The sequence below is a fragment of the Vibrio sp. T9 genome (assembly GCF_003123985.1).
Classification (GTDB): domain Bacteria; phylum Pseudomonadota; class Gammaproteobacteria; order Enterobacterales; family Vibrionaceae; genus Vibrio; species Vibrio diabolicus.
This window is the reverse complement of sequence record NZ_NIGY01000005.1, coordinates 105066-130073: the sequence shown is the minus strand read 5'-3', so window position 1 is coordinate 130073 and position 25008 is coordinate 105066. Positions and strand designations below refer to the sequence as shown.

Sequence of the window (25008 nt, the reverse complement as noted above, 5' to 3'; positions counted from 1 at the left end):
AGTTACTGTTCATTTTCTGCCGATGAATCTTTCATCACCATGATGGACGCAGAAAGCCCGAATCGAAGATCAACATCTTCTGGAAGTTCTTGGATTGAGATTCGCACCGGAATACGTTGTGCTAAGCGAATCCACTGAAATACAGGGTTCACGTTTGGAAGAAGGTTGTAGCCGACCGTGCCGTCTTTCGGCGCAATACCCCAACCGATAGAGTCAACCGTTGCGTCAATTGGCGTGTCTGGGTGAGACATCAAAGTGACGCGTGCTTGGCTGCCAGGTTCGATTTGCGCGAGTTGGTTTTCACGGAAGAAACCAAACACCCAGAAACTGTTCTTGTCGATCAGCGCCAGCAGTGGCTGGTTTGCGACCGCTTGCGTACCGTTTCGAATATCGAGGTTAGACACAAAACCATCGACGGTCGCATAAACTTTGGTAAAGCTGAGGTTAAGGCGCGCTGATTTTAATTGCTCTTCTGCAGATTTGATTTGCAGTAGCGATTCTTCGTAAGCGATTTCACGACGAATCAGATCCTTATGAGAAACCGCGCCGCGGTCTTTGGCGCGAATATCTTTAAGGCGGTCGTATTCGATTTTTTTACCGCGAGAGCTAACAATGGCGCGTTCTAGTGCCACTTCGGCTTGAGACAAAGCAACTTCGTAAGTCGCAGGGTCGATTTCAAACAGTAAATCGCCTGTTTTCACTTCTTGGTTGTCTTGCACCGCGACATTTACAATTGGGCCTGATACACGAGGAGCTACTTTGATGACGTTCGCGCGCACTTGGCCGTCGCGTGTCCAAGGGTTATTAAAATACTCTTCAAATTTTTGATAGCCGAGCCAAGCTGCGCCACCAAGAATGACAAGATTGAGTGCGATTACGAATAGTTTTTTCATCTTGTTTGGCACCTAAAATTGAATATAAAAGCTGTCGATGGCCACCACATAACCGACCATGATGGCAATAAACGTCAGAGACGGAAAAGCAATGAAGCGAGACAGACGTGTCTTGTTCAATATCATCACCGTTATCCACGTTGCCGTGACGGCGAGAAAGAGCACCAGTAACGTGGGAGAAAAGTAAATGTCTCCCAAAGAAAGTTCATGAGGCATTAGAGATCCTCCGTTTTGTTTTCATCACTGTTCTCAGCCGGAGTTTCGAGGCGCAAAGGCGGCAATACGCGGTTTTCTTCATTTAAATAACCATCCCAGTCAGTACGTTCTGTCATTGGCTTGGCAATAGATTCACTGAGGAAGGGTTTGCCTGTTTGGGTTTGCCAGCCTCCACCGAGGGCTTTGTAGAGCGCGACAACTTGGTTCGCGACGTTCCCTTTGATCGTTGCGTAGCTGTCTTCCGCACGGGTCATTTTCTCTACCGAGTTGAGCAGACGTTCAAAAGAGATTTGGCCGTTTTCGTACTGCGTCATGGAGATGTTGAATGCACGAATGGAAGAGTTGACTGATTGCAAGCGTAAATCTTTTTGCTGTAAATACAGGTCATACGCTTCGATTGCATTGGTGACTTCATTAACGGCTTGCAGCACTTTTTTGTTGTAGTTGGTCAGCGTTTCTTGGAAGCGAGCATCTTCGAAACGAATGTTATTTTTCACGCGTCCGTATTGGAAAATATTCCAACTGAACGTTGGGCCAACCACCATGGTGAGCGAATCGCTAAAACTGAAACTGCTGCCATCGGGAACCGTACTGTCGATACCGATGGAGCCGAACAGTGAAAAGCTTGGGTAAAGAGCGGTTTCCGCCACGCCAATTTGCGCACTCTGCGCGCGAGCTTGCATCTCAGAGACTTGTAAATCCGGGCGGCGCATCACTAAGTTCGCATCCACTTGGGTATCCAACAGCGGTGGACGCGGCACAATGGAGCGCTCGTCGGTGCCCGATAACGCCGATTTTCTGCCTGTCGATTTGAACTGTTTTTCGTAGTCAGCAATTTGCTTATGCATTCCATCTGATTGCAGCAGCTCGTCTACTTCTTCCGGTAATGCACCTAGTAATAACGCCAACGCGGTACGTGATTGTTTCATCGCGACTTCGAGACTCGGTAATGCCGCTTTGGTGGTATATAGTTGGTTTTTCGCCTGTTGAACGTCCAATTCTGTAACGTTGCCAGAGTCGAACTGCACCTGTGTAATGCGGACGACACGCTCTTGAATCTCGATGTTGCGACGAGACAGCAAAATGCGCTCTTGGAACGTGCGATAGTTAATGTAGTTACGCGCCACTTCTGCGGTGATGGTGACCATTATGTCGTGATACGATGCGATGGATGCGTAATAACCCGCTTCTGCTGACTCAATACCGCGAGCATACTTGCCCCAAACATCCATTTCCCAAGCTGCATCAAACGACAAAGTGGCGTTATTCACGCCCTGATCATTTACGTAGGCACGCGCTAGGTTTCCTGACACGGTTTGAACTTGTGGGTATTGCAAGCCCGTCGAAATGCCAAGCAATGAACGTGCTTGGACAATTCGTAGCCCTGCAGCTTCTAAATCGAGGTTTTGTTTGCTCGCCAACTCAACCAGGTGATTAAGAGTTGAGTCATTAAATTGCTGCCACCATTGTTGTAGCTGTTGCTCTGATTGCTGCGTATCTTTGGCTGCTTTTTGCACCGACCAGTCACTTGGCAATGGCGTTTGCGGTGGATGGACATAGTCTGGTCCTACGGTGGTACACGCACTGAGTCCGAGCAAAGAAAGTATGGCGAGGCTTGGTTTGGTTAGTTTTGGAAGCATCATATCCCCACCTTTAAAAACGCTTCTGTTGTAAGTTCACCCAATCGATATCCTCATAGGTTTGCTTGCAATGCTTGATTGCTTCGAACACGTTCCGTTTTAAATTCAGCAAGATATAAAAACCGGCTATCTCTGAATAAGCGTAGTCAGATAAATCCAACTCACTAAAAAAATCTTCCAGTTTATCTTCGAATGTTTGGTAATCCTGACTGTATTGGTCGAATACGGAGTCGAGTTCTTGTGTTGCTTGGTGGCTGGCTAAAGCGCCCGCCATCAAAGGAATGATGGAATCGCGGTGTTGTTGGCGAAGCTGAGTAATCAGCGGATTGGTCATCAACTTTTTCTCGGCGGCCATTAAGATGTTGATGTGATTACTGAGTACATCACACGCTTTGCTAAACGCGCCAATCGCTTCTGGCGTGGTTTTGTCAAAGTGTTTGTGGTTGATTTTCGAACCCCACACCTTGAGCTTTTTCGATGAAACGTTGAGCGTCACCAAGTGCAAGGCCCGTTTGAGCGGCGTGATAATCGAGCTGGACTGCTTCTGATAGGAGTCAAACAGATCCCGAGTGTGCCTAAAATAGCGCTCTTTTATGGTCAAAAAGAGGTGTTCTGGTCGTGAGCTAAACGGGAAGTAGTGCGCGAAAATGATCATGAATACCACCATGTAGAACAGCAGCATGATCGTCATGAGGATCCCGAAGTGATAGAACATGTTGTTATCTAAACCGAGAACAAACAAGCCCACCATGTAGAAAATCGTCACTGGCCCGTTGAACAGATAAAAGCCGATAAAGGTGTAGATAAAGATGAATAGGCCAAGCTCTAACCCGAGATCCAATTGGGGAAGAATGAAGACGTAAGAAGGCACCGCGAACAAGAAGCCGAAAGTGAACAGCACAAGCAGCAAAATCGGGTGCACAGGCACGAACGACAGTAAAGACATAAACATGGTCGAGAAGACCACGAACGAGTAGCCGCCTGGTGGATTGAAATAAATCCAAATCAGTCCTGCAACCCAATAAGTGACAAAGGTTTTGACCGCGGTTTTAAAGTTTTCTGCGTCCCACCATAGAAACTTGCCTTTCGGTTTCGGCAGTGGCACGTCAAAGGAGACATTGTTCGTCACAGAGTCAATGCAGCTAATGCTCTCCGCTAAACGCGACAAGTTTTGATGCATGAGCCCCAAGAGGTGCCCCAGCATAAGCGCAGAGCCTTTCTCTAGGTGCGCCGCGTCTTCAAGTAACGCTTGGTTGTATTCGACTTTGAATTCTTGAGCACGAAAAGCAGGCTCTTTTTCGTCCCAGACTTGTTGGCAGGTATCAAACAGCGCGTCAATTTCCGCAACGGCTTGATCAAAGTTGCTGATGCTTTCACGGTCTTGCTGGTGGCTAAAGTGGCTGTGCGCCGCAACGGTCAATTGTTGCGTTACTTGCTTGTTCAAATGAACCGCCAAGCGCCACTCTTTCATGTAGGCCGACACGTCGCTGCATTCCACACTGACTGTGGCAAAACGCTGTTCGAGCGCATTTTGGGCGGCAAACATCTGTTCGATAAGAGAATCCACGTTAGGTTGTGGCTCTTCTGCTTCTGGGTTTTCTTCTCCCTCTTCTTGAGGAGAAACTTGCCCTGCCGATTTTTGCTCGAAATTTTGCAAGACAGCGGTGAACAGCGCGCGTTGTGCTTGGTTGAGTTGTTCGATGAGTTGTCTTAGGTTTTGTTCTGTTTTGGTCGGGAATAAGAAAGTCCCCACGAGTGTGTAAACCACCACCCCAAACACCGTCATATAAGCGCGGTCAACGCCATAAAGAAACGCACCTTCTGCGTCACCGCCATTGGACATCATCAGCGTCATGACGCCGGTCAGCATGAGTAGCGTTGGATCTTTTTGGTAGGCATTACGGAAGTAAAAAATGAAAGAGACCACAACCGACACGCTCAGCATGTACAGCAAGCGGTCTTGAGCAAATAATCCCACCAGTAACAAGCCAACGACGGCGCCAACCAACGTACCGAACACACGTAAGGTACCTTTGGCGAGGGATTCACGACGACTGCCTGTGGATGCAATCAGCATCACTGTGGTTGCGGCCGTCGATGCTTGCGGCCAACCCATGGCAAACGGGATCAGATAAGCCAGAGTCAGGCTAAGCGATACTTTAATAGCGAATTTTATTTTGTCGTTCATAGTGTCAAAGTTTGCTCAGGCTTATCGTTATAAGTTGATGAATTTCTTATGTGAATAATCAGAATCTTGTTCTGAATAAATTCGGGGGGCGGAATATAGCGGGTGAAAAAGTGTGCTTTGTAAACCCTTTGTCAAAACACAAAGTGCGTATTTGGCTCGATCTCGTGCTAGCCCTTGGCGTTATTGACGAAACGCCTAAAACGAGCAAAATCGCGATCTGTGACAATTCTCACTTTTGAAACAAAATCGTCGTGTTGTGCGAGCCAATTCTCACCTTATATCCTTCGCCTGATACTAAAGCAGGCCACTCGTACCATCTGCAATGAGCTTTGCTGCTTTAAAAAGCATAGATGATGAATGGGTATTTGAGAGGGAAAGTTATTATTTTTTATCGGCTTGCCGATTGTTCGCTTGTTTTTTTGGATCGAGATAAAAAAACCAAAGCGATACCACCAAGAATGATGCCACTGGTTAAAAGTGTATGCAGCGAAAGAGGTTCGTGGAGTACGACGGTACCTAGTAGCAAAGCAATGGCTGGCACGGAAAGTTGGCTGACGGCGGCTTGAAGTAAAGAGAGCTTACGCATGACTTGATACCAAAGCGTATACCCAAGGCCAGATGCAATGGCGCCAGACGTGATAGCGAGCAAGATTCCGCTCAAAGAGAGATAAATTGAGGACAGCATCAACGGTGATAGGAGTATGCCAATCATAGATGCAGCGATAAACCCCCATGTGATGCCACTACTTGGAGAAGGCGCTTGTTTGCCGAGCGCAGTAAACGCAGCCCAACAAACGCCAGAAATCAACATGAGAAGTGCAGAACTGATGTCGGGGCGAGTGGCAGATGGCAACATTAACCAAACAAAGCCAACAATCGAAAGGCCGATACCGATGATTTCGAGAAACTGAAAGCGCTCACCTTGCCACCAATAGATGGCCAGTAAAGTCAGTTGCACGGCACCAAACAAAAGCAAAGCACCGGTTCCTGTCGCCAGTTGTAAGTACGCGAAAGAGAAAAGGGCAGCGTAACCAAATAACGCCACGCCAGCAAAAAAGCGAAAGCGAGAAGTTGGCCGATCGGTTTTCCACTGACCTCTCACGACAAGCAATGCGATTAAGGTAATCGCGCCAGATATCAATCGAACGAGAGTGAAGCTTCCTGCATCAATCAACCCTTCGGCCAATGCAAGTCGGCACAATAATGAATTGGCGGCGAACGCCAGCATCGTAATAGCAGTGAGTAAAAAGGTCGACATCCTTGGCCCTTAACGCAGAAATATGGATTGAGTGTAGCGTCAAACGACCTTTTTCATTAGTTGATAAAGTGATTAGTTATAGCCATCAGAGCGAGAAAATCATCAAAAATCACCAGAGAAAACCTGACCTTAGCCTGAGTGTTACTGTGGTAGGGATGGTTGTTCGTACAATGACTTGATGGTGTTTTTCAACCATAGCAATTTGGGATTGTACGCATTGCGTTTATGCCAAATCATGGTAAATGGAATCAGTAACTTGTCTTGTTGAGTTTGGTCTAACGGAATTGGCAAGCACACCAAATCGAGATGCAGCTTTTCTGTGTAGCTTTTGCAATAGTGCGGCGCGGTGGTGATCATGCCATGCGTCGGCTGTGCTGCCATAAAAAGGGATTGCTCAAAGTTGGACATCGTCAGCCCGATAGAGCGCTGTAGCCCTAGTTCCGTTAACACTTCATCCAACGCCCAAGTTTCACTTTTTTCCCAAACAATATTGATGTGTTGGTAGCTCAGAAAGGTCTCGAGATTCCACTCTTGCTGTAATGCCGGATGATCTTTATGTAAATACACCATCGGCAGGTCATAAAATAGAATCTCAAAATCCAAGAAATACGGCAGAAGATCCAACGACTCTTTCGATCTCGGGTGACTTTCTCGGCCGGTAAAACCGATATCCGCCTCGCCTCGAATGATGGCGTCGAGTGAATCGTAATCCCAGTTACTGGTTTTTACTTTCGCTTCAGGGTATCGCTGGTGGATAGCGACGATGAGTCTGTCCAGCACCGTGAGCACTAATGGCGACTCAATCGTGATATCAAAACGCACTCCTTTAGGCGTAATATCGCTGCGTTTTTCTGCAATCTGGCTGCCAATTTGCAGCCATTCTGCTAGATCTTGCTCCATGCTTTGCGCCAAAGGCGTTGGCGCAAGACCTTTAGGTGTTTTGACAAACAAAGGATCATCGAACCAATGACGAAGTTTGTTGAGCGACTTACTTACGGTAGAGGGCGTAACGTTCAGCTTTTTCGAGGCTTTCGAGACGCTTTGCTCTTGCAGCAATAATTGCAGAGTGAACAGTAAGTTTAAATCAAGTCGCGCTAGGGATTTCTTCATAATGGATATCGTGAACAGGCTTTGGAATCAATAGTATTAGAGCAAGGCTGATTACGCTACCTAACACTAAGATAAACACCAACATATTCAGTGCACTAACGCCGATGAAACCCATAAACCAAATATAAAACGCGGAACTACAAACTTGAGCAATGCCCAGTAGTGAGCTCGCCACGCCAGCTTGTTGAGAGAATGGGCTGAGCGCTTGGCTCATGGCCACGCCAAAGCCACAAGCGAAGCCAGCGCAAATCAGCCCAAGTCCGAACACATAGTAATGAGATTGTCCATCATGGAAATGGGCAGCACTGAGCACGATGGCTGCACAAGCGAGCAATACTTGAGAGGTCATCATTAAAGTTCGCTGCTTAAAAATCCCCAATGCCAATGGCGCCGAGAATGAAATCAACATACTGATCGTCGCAGTCCCTGCCATGATGGAAGAATAGCCACCGCGATCAAAACCAAGCATGCTCATCACGACAATTGGTGAAGCGTTAACAAAGGTCAGAATGGTGGTCACTCCAAGTGCAGTAATGATCAGCCTACTGATAAAAAATCGCTCGAAGAAAGTCTCTTGATGGCTCTCTGGCGCTGTCTGTTCTTCACTTTGTTGGCTGGGTAGTGATTCCTTGAGAACAAAAATGGCCAATACACTGACGAGAATGCCCATTCCTGCCATCGTGGTAAACAAACTCGGCCAAGGAAATTTCAGCATAATCAAGTGACCAATCACGGGTGCGATCACTGGAATGATACAGGTGATGCCATTGAGCATCGACAATACTTTCGCGCGGCGTTCATCGTCTAACGTGTCGCGTAAAATCGCGAACGCGACGACATAGCAAGATCCAGCCCCGATGCCTTGGCAAAAGCGAGCAATCAAGAAAGCGTTTGGTTGCTCAGCCATCCCGCCGAGAAAAGACGCGAGCACGAAGATCATCGCGCCGACGACGGCAACAGGTTTTCGTCCCACAGAGTCTGCAATTTTCCCCGCGAATAACATGGTGGTAGCCATGCCAGCTAAATAGATCGAAAACGCAATATGCAACTGAGATTCACTGGCGTTGAGATCTGACGCAATTTGAGGCAAACCAACAAGATACAAATCAATGGCAGTAGGGTAGAGTAAAACGAGTGCAAAACTACAAAGTAAAAAACGGGACATGGAAACCTCTCTATCGAATGGCGAGGATAATAGAGTGCTAAACGTTTGCCTGCGAGTGGGAAATACGACACTAGGTATTTCTATTTACGACATACCCTGTATGAATTGAGCATAAAAACAACAAGGAAGATTATGATTACCATTGAAAAGTATTCGCCTGAGCGACATGAACAAACTTGCGAACTTAGCGTGCTAGAAGAGCAATCGCAGTTTACGGTCGCGGATGTGGGTGAAATGCTTACACGTCTTGAACCCACAGAGCTTCCGCATCTGATTTTGGCAGACGATGACGTGGTTGGCTTTTTTCTATTTGATGCAGCTTACAGCGAGAAATACGATTTTTGCCCGAAAAACAGTTTAGGCGTGCGTGCTTTGCTGGTGGATCACCGTCATCAAGGCAAAGGCATCGCCAAGCAAGCCATTCAACAGTTTGCCGATTTCGCCAAACGCCATTATCCCGAGTTTGATGCGCTTTATCTCACCGTGAATTGCCGCAACATACCTGCTTATCAGTGCTATTTAAAATCAGGGTTTGAAGATACCAATGAGCTTTACCACGGCGGCCCCGTTGGACCGCAGCACATTATGAGACAACCGCTTTAACTAGGAAAACACCAAGGATGGGTATATGAGAATTGAAATTGACGATTTAGAACGGCCGCAGGTGCTTGCGTTGTTGGAAGAGCATTTACAGGACATGTACGCTACATCACCACCAGAGAGCGTGCATGCGTTAGATGTAAGCAAGTTGAAGTTGCCTTCAATCACGTTTTGGACGGGCTGGGATGGTGAGCTGCTATTGGGATGTGTGGCAATGAGCCAACTAGAAGATGGTCACGCAGAGTTGAAATCGATGCGTACGACGCCATCGGCGAGAAAACAGGGCGTGGCATCCCGCTTACTCAATCACGTGATTGAGCAAGCGAAACATCAGGGGATACAACGTCTAAGTTTAGAAACTGGGTCGATGGCATTTTTTGAACCCGCGCATCGCCTATATGAAAAATATGGCTTCGCGTACTGCGAGCCGTTTGGCGACTATCAACCTGATCCAAACAGCCGCTTTATGACCCTAGCGTTGTAGCCCGTCGCGACTAAAAGTTAAAGTAGTAATTAGCTCCTGGCGAGATGAGTGATGCACGCTCACGCGCCAGTTGTTTTCTTCTCTCTCTAATACGCTTCGCGTTGTCTTTATCTAAGTTTGCATCCAATTGATGATCAAGGCGTGATATCTCCGCATCTAATGCGTTAATGCGTTGTTGACGCTGATATTCTTGATGACCTAACTGATAGTTTTTAAGGAAAAGATCGTTAGAGCAAACGCCATAGTAGGTTTTTCCTTCTACACCCACCGTGTAACCATTGTCTGGCGAACAGTAAAGAATGGTGCCTTTATCAAAACCGTCTTGCCACTCAACGTGATTTGGCGTTACGCCTGCTTCGCGACAGTCTTTAATGTATTCGTACAAAATGTTTGGGTTGTTGCCTGAGCGGCCATCTTGGTAGCCGACGCGATACCAGTCTGCGGTTTGGCATTGTTCTGGCGACATGCTGCTACAACCAGAAAGTAATGCAAATATGGCAAAGAGAAGCGCAATGCGTTTCATGAAGTGGATTCCTTGTTACTGCGTTAGGTTCGCTGATTATAAATGAACAGTGTTCATTTCCAATAGATAAAATTAATAATTACCGAGTTATTGATGCGTTGCGCTTGTGAGTTTATCGGCTTGAAGCAAAAATTTTTTGCTTGTGGAACGAGCGTTGTTCGTCAGTAGTGATGTTACGAATAGAGTGCTTTGCGTGAAGGGAGAGGTGAGACTAGTGGGCTGGGAATCTCTTCGTAAGCCGCATCTACAAACAGTTGCCTGCGCGAATGTTACTTTTTCTCAGAGATTCCCATATCAAAAGCCCCTCGATCGAGGAGGAACGGGACTTTCGATAAATTTATGCTTAACTTTCAAATGAAAGTTTGTTGCCAAACGCGGATTTCCAGTCTTTATCAAATTGATCGACAGCCGGCTGAACTGCTGGATGAGAAAACATCTGCGCGGCCACATCGACAGGCAAGGTGATCGCTTCAATGCCCAACTTCATCACTTCCATCGCTTGTTGGGTATTTTTAAAACTCGCTGCCAAAATTTTTGCAGGCAGTTGGTTGTGATCCAGTAGCAATTGCAGGTCTGCGACCACTTCTACACCGTTTCCGTTCATCGCATCAATACGGTTCACATAAGGCGCAAGATAGTCAGCGCCGCACAATGCCGCAAGGAAACCTTGCTGAGCAGAGTAAATAGCAGTGGCGAGCACTTGAATTCCCTCTTTTTTCATTAACTTAATTGCCGCTAAGCCCGTTTCGGTTGCTGGCACTTTGACGACCATATCATAGGGTAATTCATGGATTTGGCGTGCTTCTTCCACCATGCCTTCTACAGTTGTGCTCACCACTTGAGCATGGAAACGGGGTGTGCCCCCTAACGCTTCTTGCATGTCAGCTAAGGTTTGGTTCAAGCCTTGTTTTGATTTCGCCAAAATACTTGGATTTGTTGTTACCCCTTTCAGAGGTAGGCATTGGTTAAAGCGATTTACTTCTGCCACGTCAGCAGTATCTAAATAGAGTTCGATCATGGGTTCTACCTTATACAAAATCTTCGTTTTGATGATGGGATCACTATAGATCTGACAATCCGCTGAGATCTTGATTTTGATCAATTGTAATTTCAATTGAAACTATAATAATTTCACAAAGTGAAAGTTAAGTGTCAATATTTCATCATCAAGTGAAGCTTTCAGCAAAAGAAAAGCGTGAAAAGTAGAAGAGCAAACCAAGAGGCGGACAGTAATGTATTTCAATATTCAGAGGTTCTCGACCCACGATGGTGATGGTATTCGCACCATTCTGTTTCTGAAGGGATGCAGTCTGTCCTGTCCTTGGTGCCAAAACCCAGAAAGCCGCAGTGAAAAGCACTCTCTGCTGTTTGATGAGCGCAGTTGTATGGCGGACTGCCAGCTTTGTGTGTCGGCTTATAAGCAAACCGTAAACGGCGACATGGCAAGCGATGGTATCCGACGCATTGACGATCAAATCATCATCAATCGAAAAGCCATGAGAGAAGCGCAGATCATTGCGCTGCGAAACGTATGTCCAACACAAGCGCTCAGCATATGTGGAGAAGCGGCGAAATCGGACGAACTGTTTGAAGTGTTGATGAAAGACAAACCTTTCTACGATCAAAGCCAAGGTGGCGTGACATTTTCTGGTGGAGAGCCGCTGATGCAGCCAAGTCTTGTGGCAGAACTTGCCGAACGTTTGCATCAAAACCATGTGTCTACGGCGGTGGAGTCGTGCATGCATGTTCCGTGGAAAAACGTAGAAAAAGTCGCGCCGTATATTGATTGCTGGTTAGCGGATCTTAAACACACCGACGAAGAAAAGTTTCTCTGCTGGGCGAAGGGATCGTTAAAACGCATCAAAGACAATTTTAGAAAACTGGCACCGATTGCGAAACGCATTGTGATTCGTATTCCGGTTGTGCCGGGCTTCAATGACACCATTGATGAGCTCAAAGCGATCATTGATTTCGCAGCTTCATTAGAAAGCTGCCAAGAACTTCACTTGCTGCCGTATCACACCCTCGGCATCAATAAATACCGTTTGCTCGATATGCCTTACGAGTGTTCTGACAAACCATTAAATAATCCAGAACTGCTAGAAAACGCAATGCAATACGCAAGCGAACATACTCAACTTAACGTGATTGTTAGAGGTTAACCATGGACCTACATACCCTTCCAGAGCGAATCAAAGCCCACAAATCGGCACTGGTCAACATCGTAACGCCGCCTATCTGTACTGAGCGCGCAGAGGCTTATACTCGAGCGTATCAGGCAAATGAAGACAAACCTGTGATTGTGCAACGAGCGTTGGCGTTACAAGAGCACTTACGCACTCGTACCATTTGGATTAAGCACGACGAGCTGATTGTCGGTAACCAAGCGAGCAAAGTACGCGCTGCGCCGATCTTCCCTGAATACACGGTGCGTTGGATTGAAGCGGAAATCGACGAACTGGCCGACCGACCTGGGGCTGGTTTTGCGGTAAGTGAAGAAGACAAACAAAGCATTCACGCCATTACGCCATACTGGCGCGGTAAAACGGTTCAAGATCGCTGCTATGGACTTTTTACCGACGAGCAACAAGAGATCCTAGCCAGCACTATCATTAAAGCCGAGGGCAACATGACTTCGGGCGACGCGCACCTTGCAGTGGATAACGAAAAAATCCTGAAGATCGGTATGAACGGTCTATTGGATGAGGTTCGCCAGCATCGCGCTAATAACGACGTGTCGACGTATGAAGGGTTAAAGAAAGAGCAGTTTTATAAGTCCGTCGAAATTGTCTTGCTTGCGATTCAGGAGCACATGGTGAGTTACGCCGATCTCGCTCTGGAAATGGCACAAAACGAAACTCGACCAGAGAGGAAAGCAGAACTGGAGACAATCGCAGAAAACTGTCGTCATGTGGCTTTCCATGCGCCAACCAACTTCTGGCAAGCTCTGCAACTGAGCTATTTTGTGCAGTTGATGCTGCAAATAGAATCGAATGGCCACTCTGTTTCATTCGGTCGGATGGACCAGTTCCTAAACGACTACTACGTGCGTGATCTTGAAAGTGGCACGATGAACAAAGCGTTCGCCCTTGAGTTATTGCAAAGCTGTTGGTTGAAATTGCTTGAAGTAAACAAGATTCGCTCTGGTGCGCACTCAAAAGCATCGGCAGGTTCTCCGTTGTATCAAAACGTCTGTATCGGTGGACAAAAGCTGAATGAGAATGGAGAACCTGAAGACGCCGTAAATCCGCTATCTTGGGCGATTTTGGAGTCTTGTGGTCAGCTACGTTCCACGCAACCGAACTTGAGTGTTCGCTATCATGAAGGTCTGAATCAAGAGTTCTTGATGGGCTGTATTGAAGTGATCAAATGCGGATTCGGTATGCCTGCATTCAACAACGATGAAATCGTCATTCCAGAATTCATCAAGCTAGGTGTCGAGAAAGAAGACGCTTACAACTACGCGTCTATTGGCTGTATTGAAACCGCTGTTCCAGGCAAGTGGGGTTACCGTTGCACGGGCATGAGCTTCATTAACTTTGCGCGTATTTTACTGGCTGCGCTTAACGAAGGTGTGGATGCAACGACGGGCAAAGCCTTCTTGCCGCATGATAAGTCGCTAGCAAAAGGTAACTTCGAGAGCTTTGAGCAAGTCACCGCTTCTTGGGCGGAGCAAATTCGCTACTACACACGTAAATCGATTGAGATCGATACCGTAGTAGACAGCGTGCTTGAGCAGCAAGCGCAAGATATTTTCTGCTCATCGCTGGTGGATGACTGTTTGGCGCGTGGTAAAACAGTAAAAGAAGGCGGAGCGAAATACGATTGGGTATCTGGCCTGCAAGTGGGTATCGCCAATTTGGGTAACAGTTTGGCGGCGATCAAACATTTGGTGTTTGAAGAAGCACAAATCAGCCAAACGGAACTGGCAAAAGCATTAGAAGAAGACTTCGATGGTATTGAGAACGAACAACTTCGCCAACGCTTAATCAACTTCGCTCCAAAATACGGCAATGACGACGATTATGTCGACCAATTGCTGGCTGATGCTTACCAAGTTTATATCGATGAGTTGGCGCAATTTGTCAACACACGTCATGGGCGCGGACCAATTGGTGGTGGCTACTACGCGGGAACATCGAGCATCTCTGCCAACGTGCCATTTGGCGCATCCACGATGGCAACACCAGATGGTCGAAAAGCGAAAACGCCACTGGCGGAAGGCGCAAGTCCAGCATCGGGCTCTGACCGTTTGGGACCAACGGCGGTGTACAACTCTGTCGGTAAAATTCAAGCCAATAAAATCTTGGGTGGTGTGCTGCTTAACCAGAAGTTAAGCCCAGCGGCTGTCGCTTCAGAAGGGGATAAGCTCAAGCTATCGATGCTGATTCGTACCTTCTTTAATCACCACAAAGGTTGGCACGTGCAGTACAACATCGTCTCTCGTAAAACCTTGCTGGCAGCGAAGAAGAACCCTGAGCAATATCGTGACCTTGTCGTACGAGTTGCGGGCTATTCAGCCTTCTTTACCGCGCTGTCACCAGACGCGCAGGATGACATCATCGCCCGTACCGAACACGAGTTGTGATGGTCTCAACCCCTGTTAATGCAGAAGGCACCGATTGGTGCCTTTTTGTTTACTCTTCAATGGTTATGCCACTAGAGCCGGGAAGCTGCGACACAAAATTGGAGCCCATGAGCTTAGAGGGGGTGTATACACCGGCTTCAGGCTTTGTATGTAGCAGGTGTTCTACAATCGCCAGAGATCCCGTTACGGTTAAGCTGTAGCCATTGGCCGTTTGTACTCGTGCTGTTTTGCTTTGTCCGAGTTTGTTGCTTGCTTTACCCCACACACATGTGGGTAATTGGTTTCTTTGCTCCTCATTTGGTCCTTTTACGATTCTTTCAATACGGCTTTTTATGAGGTTTTGTACCCAGGTTATGCCGAGAAGGGGGCGAACCCAATTCGCTCGTTTAGCGTTTTTTATCATGTTCGGCGATCCGGGAATAAAAACATCAATATTCTCAATCCCCGTGGTGTAATAGGCGGTTGAAACATCGCCCCACGGAATGGTCATCGCAAGTTTTTCGCCGTCACCAAAATCAATGTTACGAACTTTATACGCTAGCGGAACGGTGGTGATTTTTCCGTTAAGTCGCACTTTTCCGCCTTGAGCCAAACCTTCGACAGACGTTTTCGCCGTGCCCGGAGAAAAACCAGAGCGAGAGTCAAAACCGAGAGACAAGTGTGTTGCATCTGGTAGCGCAGCTTTCAATGTGGCTGCAATGCAATCCGTTGGAATAACATCAAAACCAACACCGGAGCACAATACGACACCAGCTTCCTTTGCTTGTGATTGCAGCGTTTGTGCAAACTCAAATACAGAGATCTCACCTGTAATATCGAGGTAATGTGCGCCTGCTTCTAGGCACGCTTTCATCATCGGTTTTGCCGTCGAAGAAAAGGGTCCTGCGCAGTTTAATACCAGTGATGAACCCGAAATGTGTTGGACTGCGCTGCTTTTATCCTCAAGAGAAAAAGCAAGACTTTGCAGCCCTAGTTCAGCCGCTAGGCTTTGTACTTTCTCTAAACTTCTACCTGCAAGGATTGGGTGGTGACCCCGTTTTACGGCCTCTCTCGCAATCAACTCGCCTGTATAACCATTGGCTCCGTATATGATCCAACGATCTGGGGATGATGCCGGTGTGTTATCTTTCATCAAAAAGCTCCTATCAATGCCTGCTTAAAGAGGTTTCTGGTCATTGGCTTTTTCTTGTTGAATTGTGGTCAAGCCTTGTTCGAATGTGGTGATTTGAAAATCTGGAAAACGAGTCTGAAACTTATCCGAAACAAAAAGGTTGTCAGATTCGTAGCGAGGCAAAAGCTCGGCAGCATCTCGAATGGTTTGATTAAATCGCCCAGCTAGCCACAATTGCCAGCGCTTGATGACTTTGTATTTCGGCTGAACGTTAAAAACCTTTGCTGCAACAGCGATAAACTCCCGATACGTCAGTCGACGATCATCGCAAGGCAAATGCCAAGTTTGTCCGTAAGCATCGGGCGTATTCCCAATTAGCGCCATGGCTCGGCTTGCGTCTGGCGTATAAATTAAGCTGCGTTTGGTGTCATCACGTAAAAACACTTTTGCGCTCTTTTGGTTAAGTAGATTATCGATAATGGCGGAATTAGTGATGCTTTGCGTTTTCCCCGGGCCGTAAAACTCCGGAGCACGACAGATAACGGCTTCGATTTCTCCTTGATTCATCGATTCTAGCAGCATGTCAGTAATGACCGCACGAATTCGACCTTTTTCTCCATTGGGTTGAAATGGTGCATCTTCTTGTTGAGGCGTATCCGTTTGCGGGTACATGTAGGTATTATCAAAGTAAACAAGCTTTGCTTGATGAGTTTTACATGCGGCGATGACATTACGCATCATTGTTGGCCACTGTTCCACCCACAGTTGAGTATCCATTGGTAGCCCTGCAGTAAGGTAAACGATACTAGAACCTTTTACGGCATCTGATGTTTGTTTCGCGTCGAGCAAGTCCGCTTTTACCAGTTGATCCGTCTCGTTGACTCGATGCGGATTGCGGCTCACCAATCGGATGTCGCTCGTAAAGTCTCGTTTTAGGCTTAATGCCAGCTCACGGCCAATTTGCCCACTTGCACCCAATATCGTTTGCATTCACCAATCTCCTGCTGTGTTACTTTGATATTCATCCTAACGTTAAAGTTAGGTTTAAGGTCAACCCACATTTTGAGGATAAATTGGATTGATTTTTTATTGAGTATAGAAACAAGGAGATGGCACACCTGAGCTAAGGGCGAATGGTTTTGACAGACTCAATTTAGTGGCGGGCAGGGGAATTGGCGAATCTTTAACCCAACATCAAGAGTAAAGCTTCGCTTGTTAACATTGCTTTGATTTGGTGACGGTCTTATTTTTTATTTGAGGGATTTTCTTTGGTCAGAATCGTTTGACCAAGTTGAGACATGACGCGTTTTGCATTCATTGCACAGTCCATGTCATCTGGCTTAGCTTCAATCTCTTTAAGTACTTCTTTTAACTTGCTTTTACTCTGCGCAATTTTTCGCTCAAGCTCGTCGAGCTCTTGGATTTTTTGCTGCAAGGTTGTCAATAACTGATGATGATCCCAGTTAGAAAGGTCGGATGGCAGTAACGCACTTAGTTCATCCAAACTGAATCCAGCTTGCTGACCCGTTGTGATCATGTCCAGAATCATTAATGCTTCTTGCGGATACTCGCGGTACCCGTTGGCTTTACGGGTCACGGTTTTTAGCAGCCCGATGCGCTCGTAAAATCGAATACGCGAGGGAGCAAGGCCAGTTTTTTGCGCCAGTTCGCCAATTTTCATATCAAGCGTGTCTCATTAGGTGGATAAAATAACCTTACCATTTCTGAATATTCTCGCCAGTTTGGTGCTCGGTCGATTCGTTTCTTGCTTTCTTACCGTTACAGCTTATGCAAAATTTCCACGCATTTCTTTGTGACGTCGTCGTACTCTTTTGTCATGTAAGCGGTGGTGATGGCACCTTCTTTCATGATGCAAATGGCATTGAGTAATGATGTGTTGTCTGATTTGAGATAGCGTTGAATTAGCTCACGAACCTGTTGTTTATGGTGGCGGCAATACGTTGCAATCTCGCCGCGGTCGTCACTGAATTCGGCGGACGTGTTGATGAAAAAACAGCCGCGAAACTCGCCCAATTTTTCCTCAGAACCATGAAACCAGCCGTTAAGCGCGGTAAACAACTGGTCGATCACGTCTGTGCTCGATTGTGCTGATGACAGTTTCTCCTCTAGCCACGCCATGAAGATTTGGTGGCGTTGTTCTAGTGCGGCAAGGATGAGCGCTTCTTTGCTTTCAAAATGGCTGTACAGCGTGCGTTTAGCCACGCCAGATACTTTAAGGACTTCATTGATGCCAATGGAGTTGATGCCCTGTTTGTAAAACAGCGACAACGCGGTGTCGATCAATAACTGTTTCTTTTTGTTCATAACTACGTCCTCAAAAAGTTCTACAAACACATATTGACAAAGGTAGACAGGTTTGTCTATTTTAATTTGTAGACAATTCGGTCTACTTTGAGGTGTTTATGAATAATTTAATTTTATCGTTGGTCGCGGGGCTTGGTGCGACATTGGCTATTGGTGTGTTGTCTTACGCCGAGGTGTCTCTTACTGAGGTTGTACTTCTCATGGCGCCATTTGGTGCTACGGCGGTGTTGGTGTTTGGGGTGCCTAGCAGCCCTCTCGCTCAACCAAAAAATGTGATCATTGGTCACTTCATTACGGCATCTATCGGTATTGCGTTTAGCCAATATGTTGAGATCACGCCAATCACCCTCGCGATTGCGACTGGGTTAGGAGTGTCAGCAATGCTGATTACGAAGACAACGCATCCACCTGCGGGCGCAAATCCTATCTTGATCATGGCATCTGGGCAGGGGTGGAGTTTTCTGTTCACGCCCGTATTGATTGGCGCGGTAGTGATTGTGCTGGTTGGTAAGGCGTTGCAGTTGCTACAGAGTCAGTACTTAAACCCTCGTTTGAACGGTCAAAAGACCTAATTGGGTTGCAAGTAAGGCCGCATTGGGGGATGACCTCTTTTGCGGCTTTTTCTTTTCGTGGATGCTTAAAAATAAAATCTGATTCTCTCTTGGTATTCAGTCGTATACATAAAGATGCTAGTTAAATTGGTATACCACTATGAATAAAATTCACCCCAAGAAGCTATTGCACAGCAAATGGACGGCGACGTCACCTAAAAATAAAGAGAAGCACTTTGTCGTAACAGAAATGGAACTGGATGAAGAAGGTAATGTTGTGAAATGTGTCATTGAGGCAGTCATGAGTAAACGTGAGCAAGAGATGAACTGGCAAGAGCTGAAAGACCCAGAGCTATGGCGGCAGGGCTGGAAGTAATGCACTTTGTTGAATTTTTCCTAGGTTTGAAATCGAAAGATGGTACTTAGCTGATAGGCAACGGTCTGTGTATCTGCTACGTTGAGTTTGTTCGCTATCAACTAAAAAGGAATGACTATGATCGATTTCGACAATTCATCAGTGTTTAAGCTTAAACCCATTGAGGTATCAAAAGTTAGGGAAGATTTTCACAAGTTTCTTATTGATGGCGAGTCGGTATTTGCGGGCTTTAAAACGGTTCGCGACCAAGTGGTGTTTACCAACAAGCGAGTGATTGCGGCGAATGTGCAAGGGATTACGGGCTCAAAAGTGGATTACACGTCGCTGCCTTATAGCAAGATCAATGCATTTTCTATCGAGACGTCTGGTACCTTTGACTTAGACTGTGAAATTGAGTTCTTCATGAGTGAGGTGGGAAGAGTACGTTTTGAAATTAAAGGCTCGTTTGATTTGATTTCTTTCAACCGTATGGTTAGTGAGTATGTACTAGCGTAAGGGAATAGAAATGAGAGCTTCACTGAGAGACAAAATAATAGAGGTCTGTGACAAAAAGATCGCAAGCAAAGGTGAGCAGGTTGGGCTCTCATTTTATGCGTTTTTCGCCAACAAAAATGATGATCCAGAGCGGTTGATGGAGGCGGCTACGTGGTGGATTCAGACCCATCGGCTCGACCACTTCGAAAAAGCAGTAAAAATAAAGTCAATGGTGGAGTCTGGTATCTAAATTAAAAAAAAGAAATAAAGAAAGCAGACAAATGCCAACAACGTCGCGGATAAAACAGGGTAGATAATATAAGAATCCTGTTTATTGGTTCTTTGAAAGCACAGAGAAACGAGTAAGACGTTGTAGACGACGAGCAGCATACTAATCATGGTCCCACTGTTAAGCGTTAAACTGGACAGCTGAGTTAAGAAAAACGCCAATAAAAGGTAGTCGAAGACAATTAACCATAAAAAGGCCTTCTTCAACAGATCGCGTTTTTTGTTTTCGGATGGTGTTATGTGCATATAGAACTCAACTAAAAAGTCACAGTAACAGAGGTTTCAGTTAGAAAGGTCACCATCAGGCGAGGTGACCTTTTGAGGTTATAATTCTTGAATATTTACTTCGTTGGTGGCCGTATCACCCGAGTAATTGATGACTTCTTGTCGAATGACTGGTTGGTTAAATTCGGCTTTATCTTTCGCTTTTTGCAGTTCACTTTCTTGGTGGTTACCAAAAAGAGTTTCGAGTACTTTGGCTGCTGGCGTCGTTAAAACGAACAGCTCGATACGACGGTTTTCGCTTGAATCTGGTTCATCAGGGTTAAGCAGTGCTCTATCCGACATGCCTGTGACCTGCATGACGCGATCATCCGGCATGCCACCTTCAACCAGCGTATTTCTTGCGACATCAGCTCGAGATGCAGATAACGCCCAGTTTGATTGACGACCAAAGCGTTTTTTAAATGGAATCGCATCCGTATGTCCGCTGATGATCAGTGGGTTGTTCACACGCTGAAATACAGGCGCAAGTGCAAGTAATAAGTCTTCGAAGAAAGGGGTCAGCTCTGCGCCACCACGACTGAACATATGCTGTTTGTAATCATCTTGAAGGACGATACGTAGGCCTTGTGGGGTCACGGTGACGTTGACATTTCCTTGTGCGTTAATCTGAGCGGTCATTCGTTCAATGACTTTCGCCAGCGCTGCAAGTTGCTCCTGAGTATCGAAGTTACCAGGAATCAACGAGTCGATTTCTGGCCCATCGCCGTCACCTCGAAAGTATGAGCTTACCACGTGGTTGGAATTGTGTTTACTTGGCACAGAAGAGTCCTGTGCCAAGTCAATAGGAGAGATACTTTGTGAAGTATCAAATGGATTACCGTAACTCTTGTCGAATACGCTTGAGCTATGTAAGTGGGCGACAATTGCTTTACGCTCTTCTTTGTCTACCACCTGCATAACCCAAAGCACAAGAAACAGCGCCATTAGGGCGATCATGAAGTCAGCAAACGCGACTTTCCACGCGCCGCCATGAGGTTCATCATGGCTGTGTGCTTTGGCACGTTTGAACACTACATGCTCTTGTTTTTGCATTATCCCTCCTGTTCAGCTAACCACTTCTCCATTTGGTTGAATGTTGGTTTGATGTCTAGCTGAATATGTTTACGACCAGCGTCGATGGCGAGCAATGTCGGCTTCTTCGCTACGTAGGCAACCAAGGTTGCGCGTACGCATTCAAAAGCAGTCATATTACGTTTTACTCGCTGAGCCATGGCGTTACTTAGTGGGTCTAAACCACAGTAACAACCGAAAATACCAATGAATGTACCTACGAGAGCTGCTGCAACGTGATAACCAATCATAGCGATTGAGCCATCAATGGCCTGCATGGTGATAATGATGCCACCAACTGCTGCAAGAATACCGAAGCCAGGTAGTGCTTCTGCTGTACGCTGTAATGAGCGTGAAGGCAAAAGCATTTCGTTTTGGATAGCTTCAATTTCTTGCTCTAGCAGTCCCTCTAATTCATGAGGCGACATTTGTCCCATTGCCATTAAACGTAAATTATCAGTAATGAAAGAAATTAGGCGATGATCCTCAGCAATCGTCGGGTAAGCGAGAAACATAGAGCTCTGTTCTGGCGACTCAATGTGAGAGTCGAGGAACTTATAACCACGGTTGCGCGCTGTCTCGAGCAAGTTATTGAGCAGCGCCATTAATTCCATGTAGTACTCATGCTCTTCTGTCGGGCCTTTGATGGTCGCAGGCACTTGGCGACGCATTTCTTTCAGTACGTGAGGTGGGTTACCGATGATCAAAGAACCAGCAGCAGCGCCAATGATGATAAGGAATTCGGCTGGTTGCCAGATAGCGCCTAAGTTACCGCCGGCCCACATGTATCCACCGAAGACGCACACCAGGATAGTGAGGACTCCAAAAAACTTTTGCATCTTGTGACTCCTAAGAGGACATTAATTGGTTGAGTTGTTTCAGCGCTTGTTTGTGAAGCTGACATATACGAGGTGGTGTCAGATCCAATACCAGAGCTATTTCGTGTAAGTTGAGTTCATGTTGATAGAACAGAGTAAGCAGCAATTGATCACGCTTCGGCAATTTGCCTAAAGCGCTATCTAAACTACGACGAATATGCTCATGTTCCATGCCATCATATTGCCCGCCAATATAGCTATCACCACTGCTTTCCATCAGTTGGTCAAGGCTTTGCATCTCTCCCGCAAGGGCGGCATTTTGGCGGTTGTAATAGTCCTGCTCATTCGTCCCCAAGGCTTGGATGATTTCTGCATCCGTAGGCATCCGACCTAAAGAGCGTGTGAGATCTCGAGTCACGTCGTTGAGTTCGTGAGCCTGTTGGCGAGTTTTACGTGAGCGCCAATCTAGCCGGCGCAATTCGTCTAAAATTGCACCTCGAACGCGACACACGGCAAAGGCAGGGAAATGAGGATCGTCAACATCGCCGTATCGGCGTCCAGCTTCAACTAGAGCGATAAGGCCAATTTGCTGCATATCTTCAATACTACAGTGAGAAGTTGCATGAACACGTAGCTGGTTAACGACGCGTTTCACCATAACTTGATGACGTTGCAGCAGTGCATTTTCGTCAATTGGGCGTGATGGCGTCGTCACTTCCTCTTCTGTGGTATAGGTGTCTTGTATATTCATGTCTAACATGGTTGTGCTCCGTTATTGCACAACATATTTAGTCAACAAAACATCGTCGATTTCGCGAACGATGTCTGTCTTAGCAAAAGCCAGTAAAAGCGTTTGTTTTACTTCGTTTTGCAGAATATCAATGGCACCCGCTTGCTGTAACTCATCAAATGTTTTGTCGCTAAACAATTTTAATAATGAGTTTTGTACCATTGGCATGTATTCATCAATGTCTTTGATACGCTCAGGACGGCGTGTTTCAATTGCTAGTTCTAGCATGACAAAGTGAGTTTGCTTTTTACCTTTTACGGTTAAAACGACTTTGTCTAAAGGATGGAAGCTAGGACCTTTGCTTGTCGGTTCTTCTGTGACTAAAAATGACAATGGAGAATCATCGATCAAGGAACCAGAGTCAGGTGACTCTTGAGCGTGTTTGTTTAAGTACCAGATTCCGCCCATAATCGTGGCGGCCGAAACGAGGGCGCTGGTGATGATCATGGCGATAAACAGGGCGATCATTTGTTGTTTGGTCATAACCTTTTTCCTCGAGGATTAACTAGGCTTGAGTGTTCAGCCAGTGTTCTGAATAGTTTGTTGTTGTAGTTTGGAATGCACCAGATTCTCGTGCTGCGAAAATAGTGGCGTCTTCTTCATTTGTATGTTGGTCATTGCGACTCTGACTTTGATCAGAGCCCACGTTGACATCGACATGGACGAAGTTCTGCTCTTGCAGTTCTGTGCGTAGACGCTCAGACACTTGCATTAAAGCTTCTCGTGTTGCGGCTGCATTGGCATTGATGTGCACGCTTAGTCGGTCGCCTTCAACGCGTACAAGTAAATCCAGCTTACCTAAATCCGGTGGGTCGAGGCGGATTTTGGCTTCTTGTACATTTTGTTGCGCTTGAAGAGTCACACGGTCATGCAGAACTTGCATCATTTGCTCTCCCCATTTCCCAGCACTGGTGTCAACGCGCACAGCCGCCCACTCAGAGCCTTGAGTTTGAATATGACTCGTGGCAACGGCGGTGTTTGGGGCTTGTGGCGTTGGTGTTTGTCCTTGGAGTGGTGAGGCCGTTGGTTGCCCTTGAGCTGGTTGACTCAATAGGGTCTGAAAGTCGGCACTGGAGATTGATAGACGCGAGTTCGATGACATCGGTTGGCTTTGTTGCACCTCTTGTTGCTTTGGAGAGGTGTTTAGCAAGGCGTTATTTGAGTCTTGTGTTGTAGACTTAACGTCGTTAGCTACCGCTAAAGGCGGAGTTTTTCCGAACTGACCCGGCTGCTTTTCGGCCATAGTGAGCATACTCTGGGTTAGAGCCTGAGCTTGCATAGCAAGATCAGGTGATTCTGTTGAACCCAGTGTACTTGTCAGGTGAGCATCTGCTTCAGAAGCCGAGTGTTCGTCAGCATCCGAACCACGATCATACGCCTTTTCTTCGCTGTCCAAAGCTGGAGCGGTAAGATGAAAACTCGGCACGGTTGAAGCTGAGGCGAAACCTTGGCCGTCATACTGGCTATGCTCAGTCATAGGGTTATGAGAAAAACCGTGTACAGCTCTTGCTTGTTTTATGTTGCCTTCATGGCCAGGTGATGAATTGCCGGATATTTGAGTTGAAGGAGATACGATCATTGAGTTAGCTCCATGGTCATCGCTAATTGATAGGCCATAGCGCGCTCTTGATGGTCATTGACCATGTTCATCTCTTTTTCTAACTCGTTCTTCGACTTTTCTAATCTAGCGAATGCATCAGCATGAACGGTTTTGGCACGTTGAATTTCAGGTGCAAGCTTAGGATCCTTCAAAAAAGGTTTGTGACTGATCAATAGCTCTCGCAACTGCAAGTCATAGCGCTTAAGCGCATGCCAATCTGCTGTTTTTGTAGCGAATTGGATGAGCTGAGATAAATGACGAAATCGCTCTGGCGACACTTTATGCTTGTTGTCCAAAATTCATCCAACCTTCACGAATATTACCCATTACACGCTCGACATTAACCAAGCGATTCGCATCGTTCTGCACGCTGGCGTAATAAAGCTCAACTTGGCAGAAGTCATACAGCTGGCGTAAATTTTCAGCAATTTCGCCACCATTCTCATCATCTAGAGCGCTTGTGAGCCCAATCAAGATGTTCATGCATTTGTTGATTCCGTTACCTTTCTCAGCCAAGCGATTCGCAGCCAAATGGCCACGAATACGTTCAACTTCATCAAGTAAGCCATCGATCAACATAATGACTAATTGGTGTGGGTTCGCTGCTGCCGCTTGCGCGTCGAGATCGACTTGTTGGTACGAGTCATAGCCAGAGTCCATAAGCATGAGATATTC

Annotated in this window: 29 protein-coding genes; 8 read left to right on the top strand and 21 right to left on the bottom strand. The window is 46.5% G+C overall.

All coding sequences use genetic code 11. The features are described from left to right. Positions 1 to 2: 2 nt before the first annotated feature. From CBX98_RS11480 to CBX98_RS11445, 7 genes are all read right to left on the bottom strand, one after another. Complete coding sequence (locus CBX98_RS11480) at positions 3 to 893, bottom strand: HlyD family secretion protein (protein WP_006740779.1); 891 nt, start codon at positions 891 to 893, stop codon at positions 3 to 5. A gap of 12 nt (positions 894 to 905) precedes the next feature. Next, positions 906 to 1109 (bottom strand): DUF1656 domain-containing protein, encoded by a 204-nt coding sequence (locus CBX98_RS11475; RefSeq protein WP_085342527.1) that lies wholly within the window; start codon positions 1107 to 1109, stop codon positions 906 to 908. After that, the gene (locus CBX98_RS11470; protein WP_109169243.1) at positions 1109 to 2752 is read right to left on the bottom strand and encodes a TolC family protein; all 1644 of its coding nucleotides are present in this window, start codon (positions 2750 to 2752) and stop codon (positions 1109 to 1111) included. Before CBX98_RS11470 ends, CBX98_RS11475 begins: the two co-directional genes overlap by 1 nt. A gap of 10 nt (positions 2753 to 2762) precedes the next feature. Further along, a complete protein-coding gene (locus CBX98_RS11465; RefSeq protein ID WP_045607758.1) occupies positions 2763 to 4937 on the bottom strand; it encodes an FUSC family protein in 2175 nt (724 codons plus the stop codon). 388 nt (positions 4938 to 5325) lie between these two features. Continuing rightward, positions 5326 to 6195, bottom strand: coding sequence for a DMT family transporter (locus CBX98_RS11455; protein ID WP_025587794.1), 870 nt, complete (start codon positions 6193 to 6195; stop codon positions 5326 to 5328). A 141-nt stretch (positions 6196 to 6336) separates the two neighbouring features. Further along, positions 6337 to 7305, bottom strand: coding sequence for an HTH-type transcriptional regulator YidZ (gene yidZ, locus CBX98_RS11450; RefSeq protein ID WP_005484231.1), 969 nt, complete (start codon positions 7303 to 7305; stop codon positions 6337 to 6339). Continuing rightward, the gene (locus CBX98_RS11445) at positions 7280 to 8470 is read right to left on the bottom strand and encodes an MFS transporter (RefSeq protein WP_109169242.1); all 1191 of its coding nucleotides are present in this window, start codon (positions 8468 to 8470) and stop codon (positions 7280 to 7282) included. Before CBX98_RS11445 ends, yidZ begins: the two co-directional genes overlap by 26 nt. A gap of 132 nt (positions 8471 to 8602) precedes the next feature. On the opposite strand from CBX98_RS11445, the gene CBX98_RS11440 reads away from it, so the two are divergent. Beyond that, positions 8603 to 9073 carry a GNAT family N-acetyltransferase gene (locus CBX98_RS11440; protein WP_005499894.1) on the top strand — a complete coding sequence of 157 codons (471 nt, stop codon included), beginning with the start codon at positions 8603 to 8605 and terminating at the stop codon, positions 9071 to 9073. Positions 9074 to 9098: 25 nt separating this feature from the next. Next, positions 9099 to 9554: a GNAT family N-acetyltransferase gene (locus CBX98_RS11435; protein ID WP_104972930.1), complete on the top strand. Its 456-nt coding sequence runs from the start codon at positions 9099 to 9101 to the stop codon at positions 9552 to 9554. A 10-nt stretch (positions 9555 to 9564) separates the two neighbouring features. Here the strand turns inward: CBX98_RS11435 and CBX98_RS11430 are convergent, their stop codons facing one another. Together CBX98_RS11430 and CBX98_RS11425 are read right to left on the bottom strand one after the other, a co-directional pair. Continuing rightward, on the bottom strand, positions 9565 to 10077 hold the full coding sequence (locus CBX98_RS11430; protein ID WP_053808269.1) for a DUF2799 domain-containing protein: 513 nt from the start codon (positions 10075 to 10077) through the stop codon (positions 9565 to 9567). A 343-nt stretch (positions 10078 to 10420) separates the two neighbouring features. Further along, positions 10421 to 11095, bottom strand: coding sequence for a fructose-6-phosphate aldolase (locus tag CBX98_RS11425; RefSeq protein ID WP_109169241.1), 675 nt, complete (start codon positions 11093 to 11095; stop codon positions 10421 to 10423). A 214-nt stretch (positions 11096 to 11309) separates the two neighbouring features. Between CBX98_RS11425 and CBX98_RS11420 the strand changes: the two genes are divergently transcribed. Together CBX98_RS11420 and CBX98_RS11415 are read left to right on the top strand one after the other, a co-directional pair. Beyond that, on the top strand, positions 11310 to 12239 hold the full coding sequence (locus tag CBX98_RS11420; RefSeq protein ID WP_109169240.1) for a glycyl-radical enzyme activating protein: 930 nt from the start codon (positions 11310 to 11312) through the stop codon (positions 12237 to 12239). A 2-nt stretch (positions 12240 to 12241) separates the two neighbouring features. Then, complete coding sequence (locus tag CBX98_RS11415) at positions 12242 to 14665, top strand: formate C-acetyltransferase/glycerol dehydratase family glycyl radical enzyme (protein WP_109169239.1); 2424 nt, start codon at positions 12242 to 12244, stop codon at positions 14663 to 14665. 49 nt (positions 14666 to 14714) lie between these two features. On the opposite strand, the gene CBX98_RS11410 is transcribed toward CBX98_RS11415, so the two are convergent. From CBX98_RS11410 to CBX98_RS11390, 4 genes are all read right to left on the bottom strand, one after another. Further along, positions 14715 to 15797, bottom strand: a complete 1083-nt coding sequence (locus CBX98_RS11410) for a saccharopine dehydrogenase NADP-binding domain-containing protein (protein WP_109169238.1) — start codon at positions 15795 to 15797, stop codon at positions 14715 to 14717. A 24-nt stretch (positions 15798 to 15821) separates the two neighbouring features. After that, complete coding sequence (locus CBX98_RS11405) at positions 15822 to 16766, bottom strand: SDR family oxidoreductase (RefSeq protein ID WP_109169237.1); 945 nt, start codon at positions 16764 to 16766, stop codon at positions 15822 to 15824. A gap of 253 nt (positions 16767 to 17019) precedes the next feature. Further along, positions 17020 to 17457 carry a MerR family DNA-binding transcriptional regulator gene (locus tag CBX98_RS11395; RefSeq protein WP_109169236.1) on the bottom strand — a complete coding sequence of 146 codons (438 nt, stop codon included), beginning with the start codon at positions 17455 to 17457 and terminating at the stop codon, positions 17020 to 17022. Between the two features lie 98 nt (positions 17458 to 17555). Further along, on the bottom strand, positions 17556 to 18101 hold the full coding sequence (locus CBX98_RS11390) for a TetR/AcrR family transcriptional regulator (protein ID WP_065646206.1): 546 nt from the start codon (positions 18099 to 18101) through the stop codon (positions 17556 to 17558). Positions 18102 to 18199: 98 nt separating this feature from the next. Between CBX98_RS11390 and CBX98_RS11385 the strand changes: the two genes are divergently transcribed. The 4 genes from CBX98_RS11385 (at position 18200) to CBX98_RS11370 (ending at position 19752) form a co-directional block, all read left to right on the top strand. Continuing rightward, positions 18200 to 18673 (top strand): HPP family protein, encoded by a 474-nt coding sequence (locus tag CBX98_RS11385; protein ID WP_005462762.1) that lies wholly within the window; start codon positions 18200 to 18202, stop codon positions 18671 to 18673. A gap of 139 nt (positions 18674 to 18812) precedes the next feature. Then, a complete protein-coding gene (locus CBX98_RS11380; protein WP_005396585.1) occupies positions 18813 to 19028 on the top strand; it encodes a TIGR02450 family Trp-rich protein in 216 nt (71 codons plus the stop codon). 117 nt (positions 19029 to 19145) lie between these two features. Next, positions 19146 to 19523 (top strand): PH domain-containing protein, encoded by a 378-nt coding sequence (locus CBX98_RS11375; RefSeq protein WP_005396583.1) that lies wholly within the window; start codon positions 19146 to 19148, stop codon positions 19521 to 19523. Positions 19524 to 19533: 10 nt separating this feature from the next. Continuing rightward, positions 19534 to 19752 carry a DUF6500 family protein gene (locus CBX98_RS11370; RefSeq protein ID WP_109169235.1) on the top strand — a complete coding sequence of 73 codons (219 nt, stop codon included), beginning with the start codon at positions 19534 to 19536 and terminating at the stop codon, positions 19750 to 19752. Here the strand turns inward: CBX98_RS11370 and CBX98_RS26575 are convergent. The 8 genes from CBX98_RS26575 to fliS form a co-directional block, all read right to left on the bottom strand. Then, positions 19749 to 20036, bottom strand: a complete 288-nt coding sequence (locus tag CBX98_RS26575) for a hypothetical protein (protein WP_031780567.1) — start codon at positions 20034 to 20036, stop codon at positions 19749 to 19751. The two genes, CBX98_RS11370 and CBX98_RS26575, sit on opposite strands and share 4 nt — an antisense overlap. Positions 20037 to 20114: 78 nt before the next feature. After that, positions 20115 to 21107: a flagellar motor protein MotB gene (locus CBX98_RS11360; protein WP_005396581.1), complete on the bottom strand. Its 993-nt coding sequence runs from the start codon at positions 21105 to 21107 to the stop codon at positions 20115 to 20117. Beyond that, positions 21107 to 21964, bottom strand: a complete 858-nt coding sequence (motA, locus tag CBX98_RS11355; protein WP_005396580.1) for a flagellar motor stator protein MotA — start codon at positions 21962 to 21964, stop codon at positions 21107 to 21109. The genes CBX98_RS11360 and motA overlap by 1 nt, the downstream gene beginning before the upstream one ends. 10 nt (positions 21965 to 21974) lie before the next feature. Further along, positions 21975 to 22703, bottom strand: a complete 729-nt coding sequence (locus CBX98_RS11350) for a FliA/WhiG family RNA polymerase sigma factor (protein WP_005396579.1) — start codon at positions 22701 to 22703, stop codon at positions 21975 to 21977. A gap of 12 nt (positions 22704 to 22715) precedes the next feature. Then, positions 22716 to 23216: a flagellar basal body-associated FliL family protein gene (locus CBX98_RS11345; RefSeq protein ID WP_005398533.1), complete on the bottom strand. Its 501-nt coding sequence runs from the start codon at positions 23214 to 23216 to the stop codon at positions 22716 to 22718. A gap of 22 nt (positions 23217 to 23238) precedes the next feature. Next, complete coding sequence (locus tag CBX98_RS11340; protein WP_109169234.1) at positions 23239 to 24312, bottom strand: flagellar hook-length control protein FliK; 1074 nt, start codon at positions 24310 to 24312, stop codon at positions 23239 to 23241. Then, positions 24309 to 24629 (bottom strand): hypothetical protein, encoded by a 321-nt coding sequence (locus tag CBX98_RS11335; RefSeq protein ID WP_005398525.1) that lies wholly within the window; start codon positions 24627 to 24629, stop codon positions 24309 to 24311. Before CBX98_RS11335 ends, CBX98_RS11340 begins: the two co-directional genes overlap by 4 nt. Continuing rightward, positions 24613 to 24999: a flagellar export chaperone FliS gene (fliS, locus tag CBX98_RS11330; RefSeq protein ID WP_005375014.1), complete on the bottom strand. Its 387-nt coding sequence runs from the start codon at positions 24997 to 24999 to the stop codon at positions 24613 to 24615. The genes CBX98_RS11335 and fliS overlap by 17 nt, the downstream gene beginning before the upstream one ends. Between the last annotated feature and the right edge of the window lie 9 nt (positions 25000 to 25008).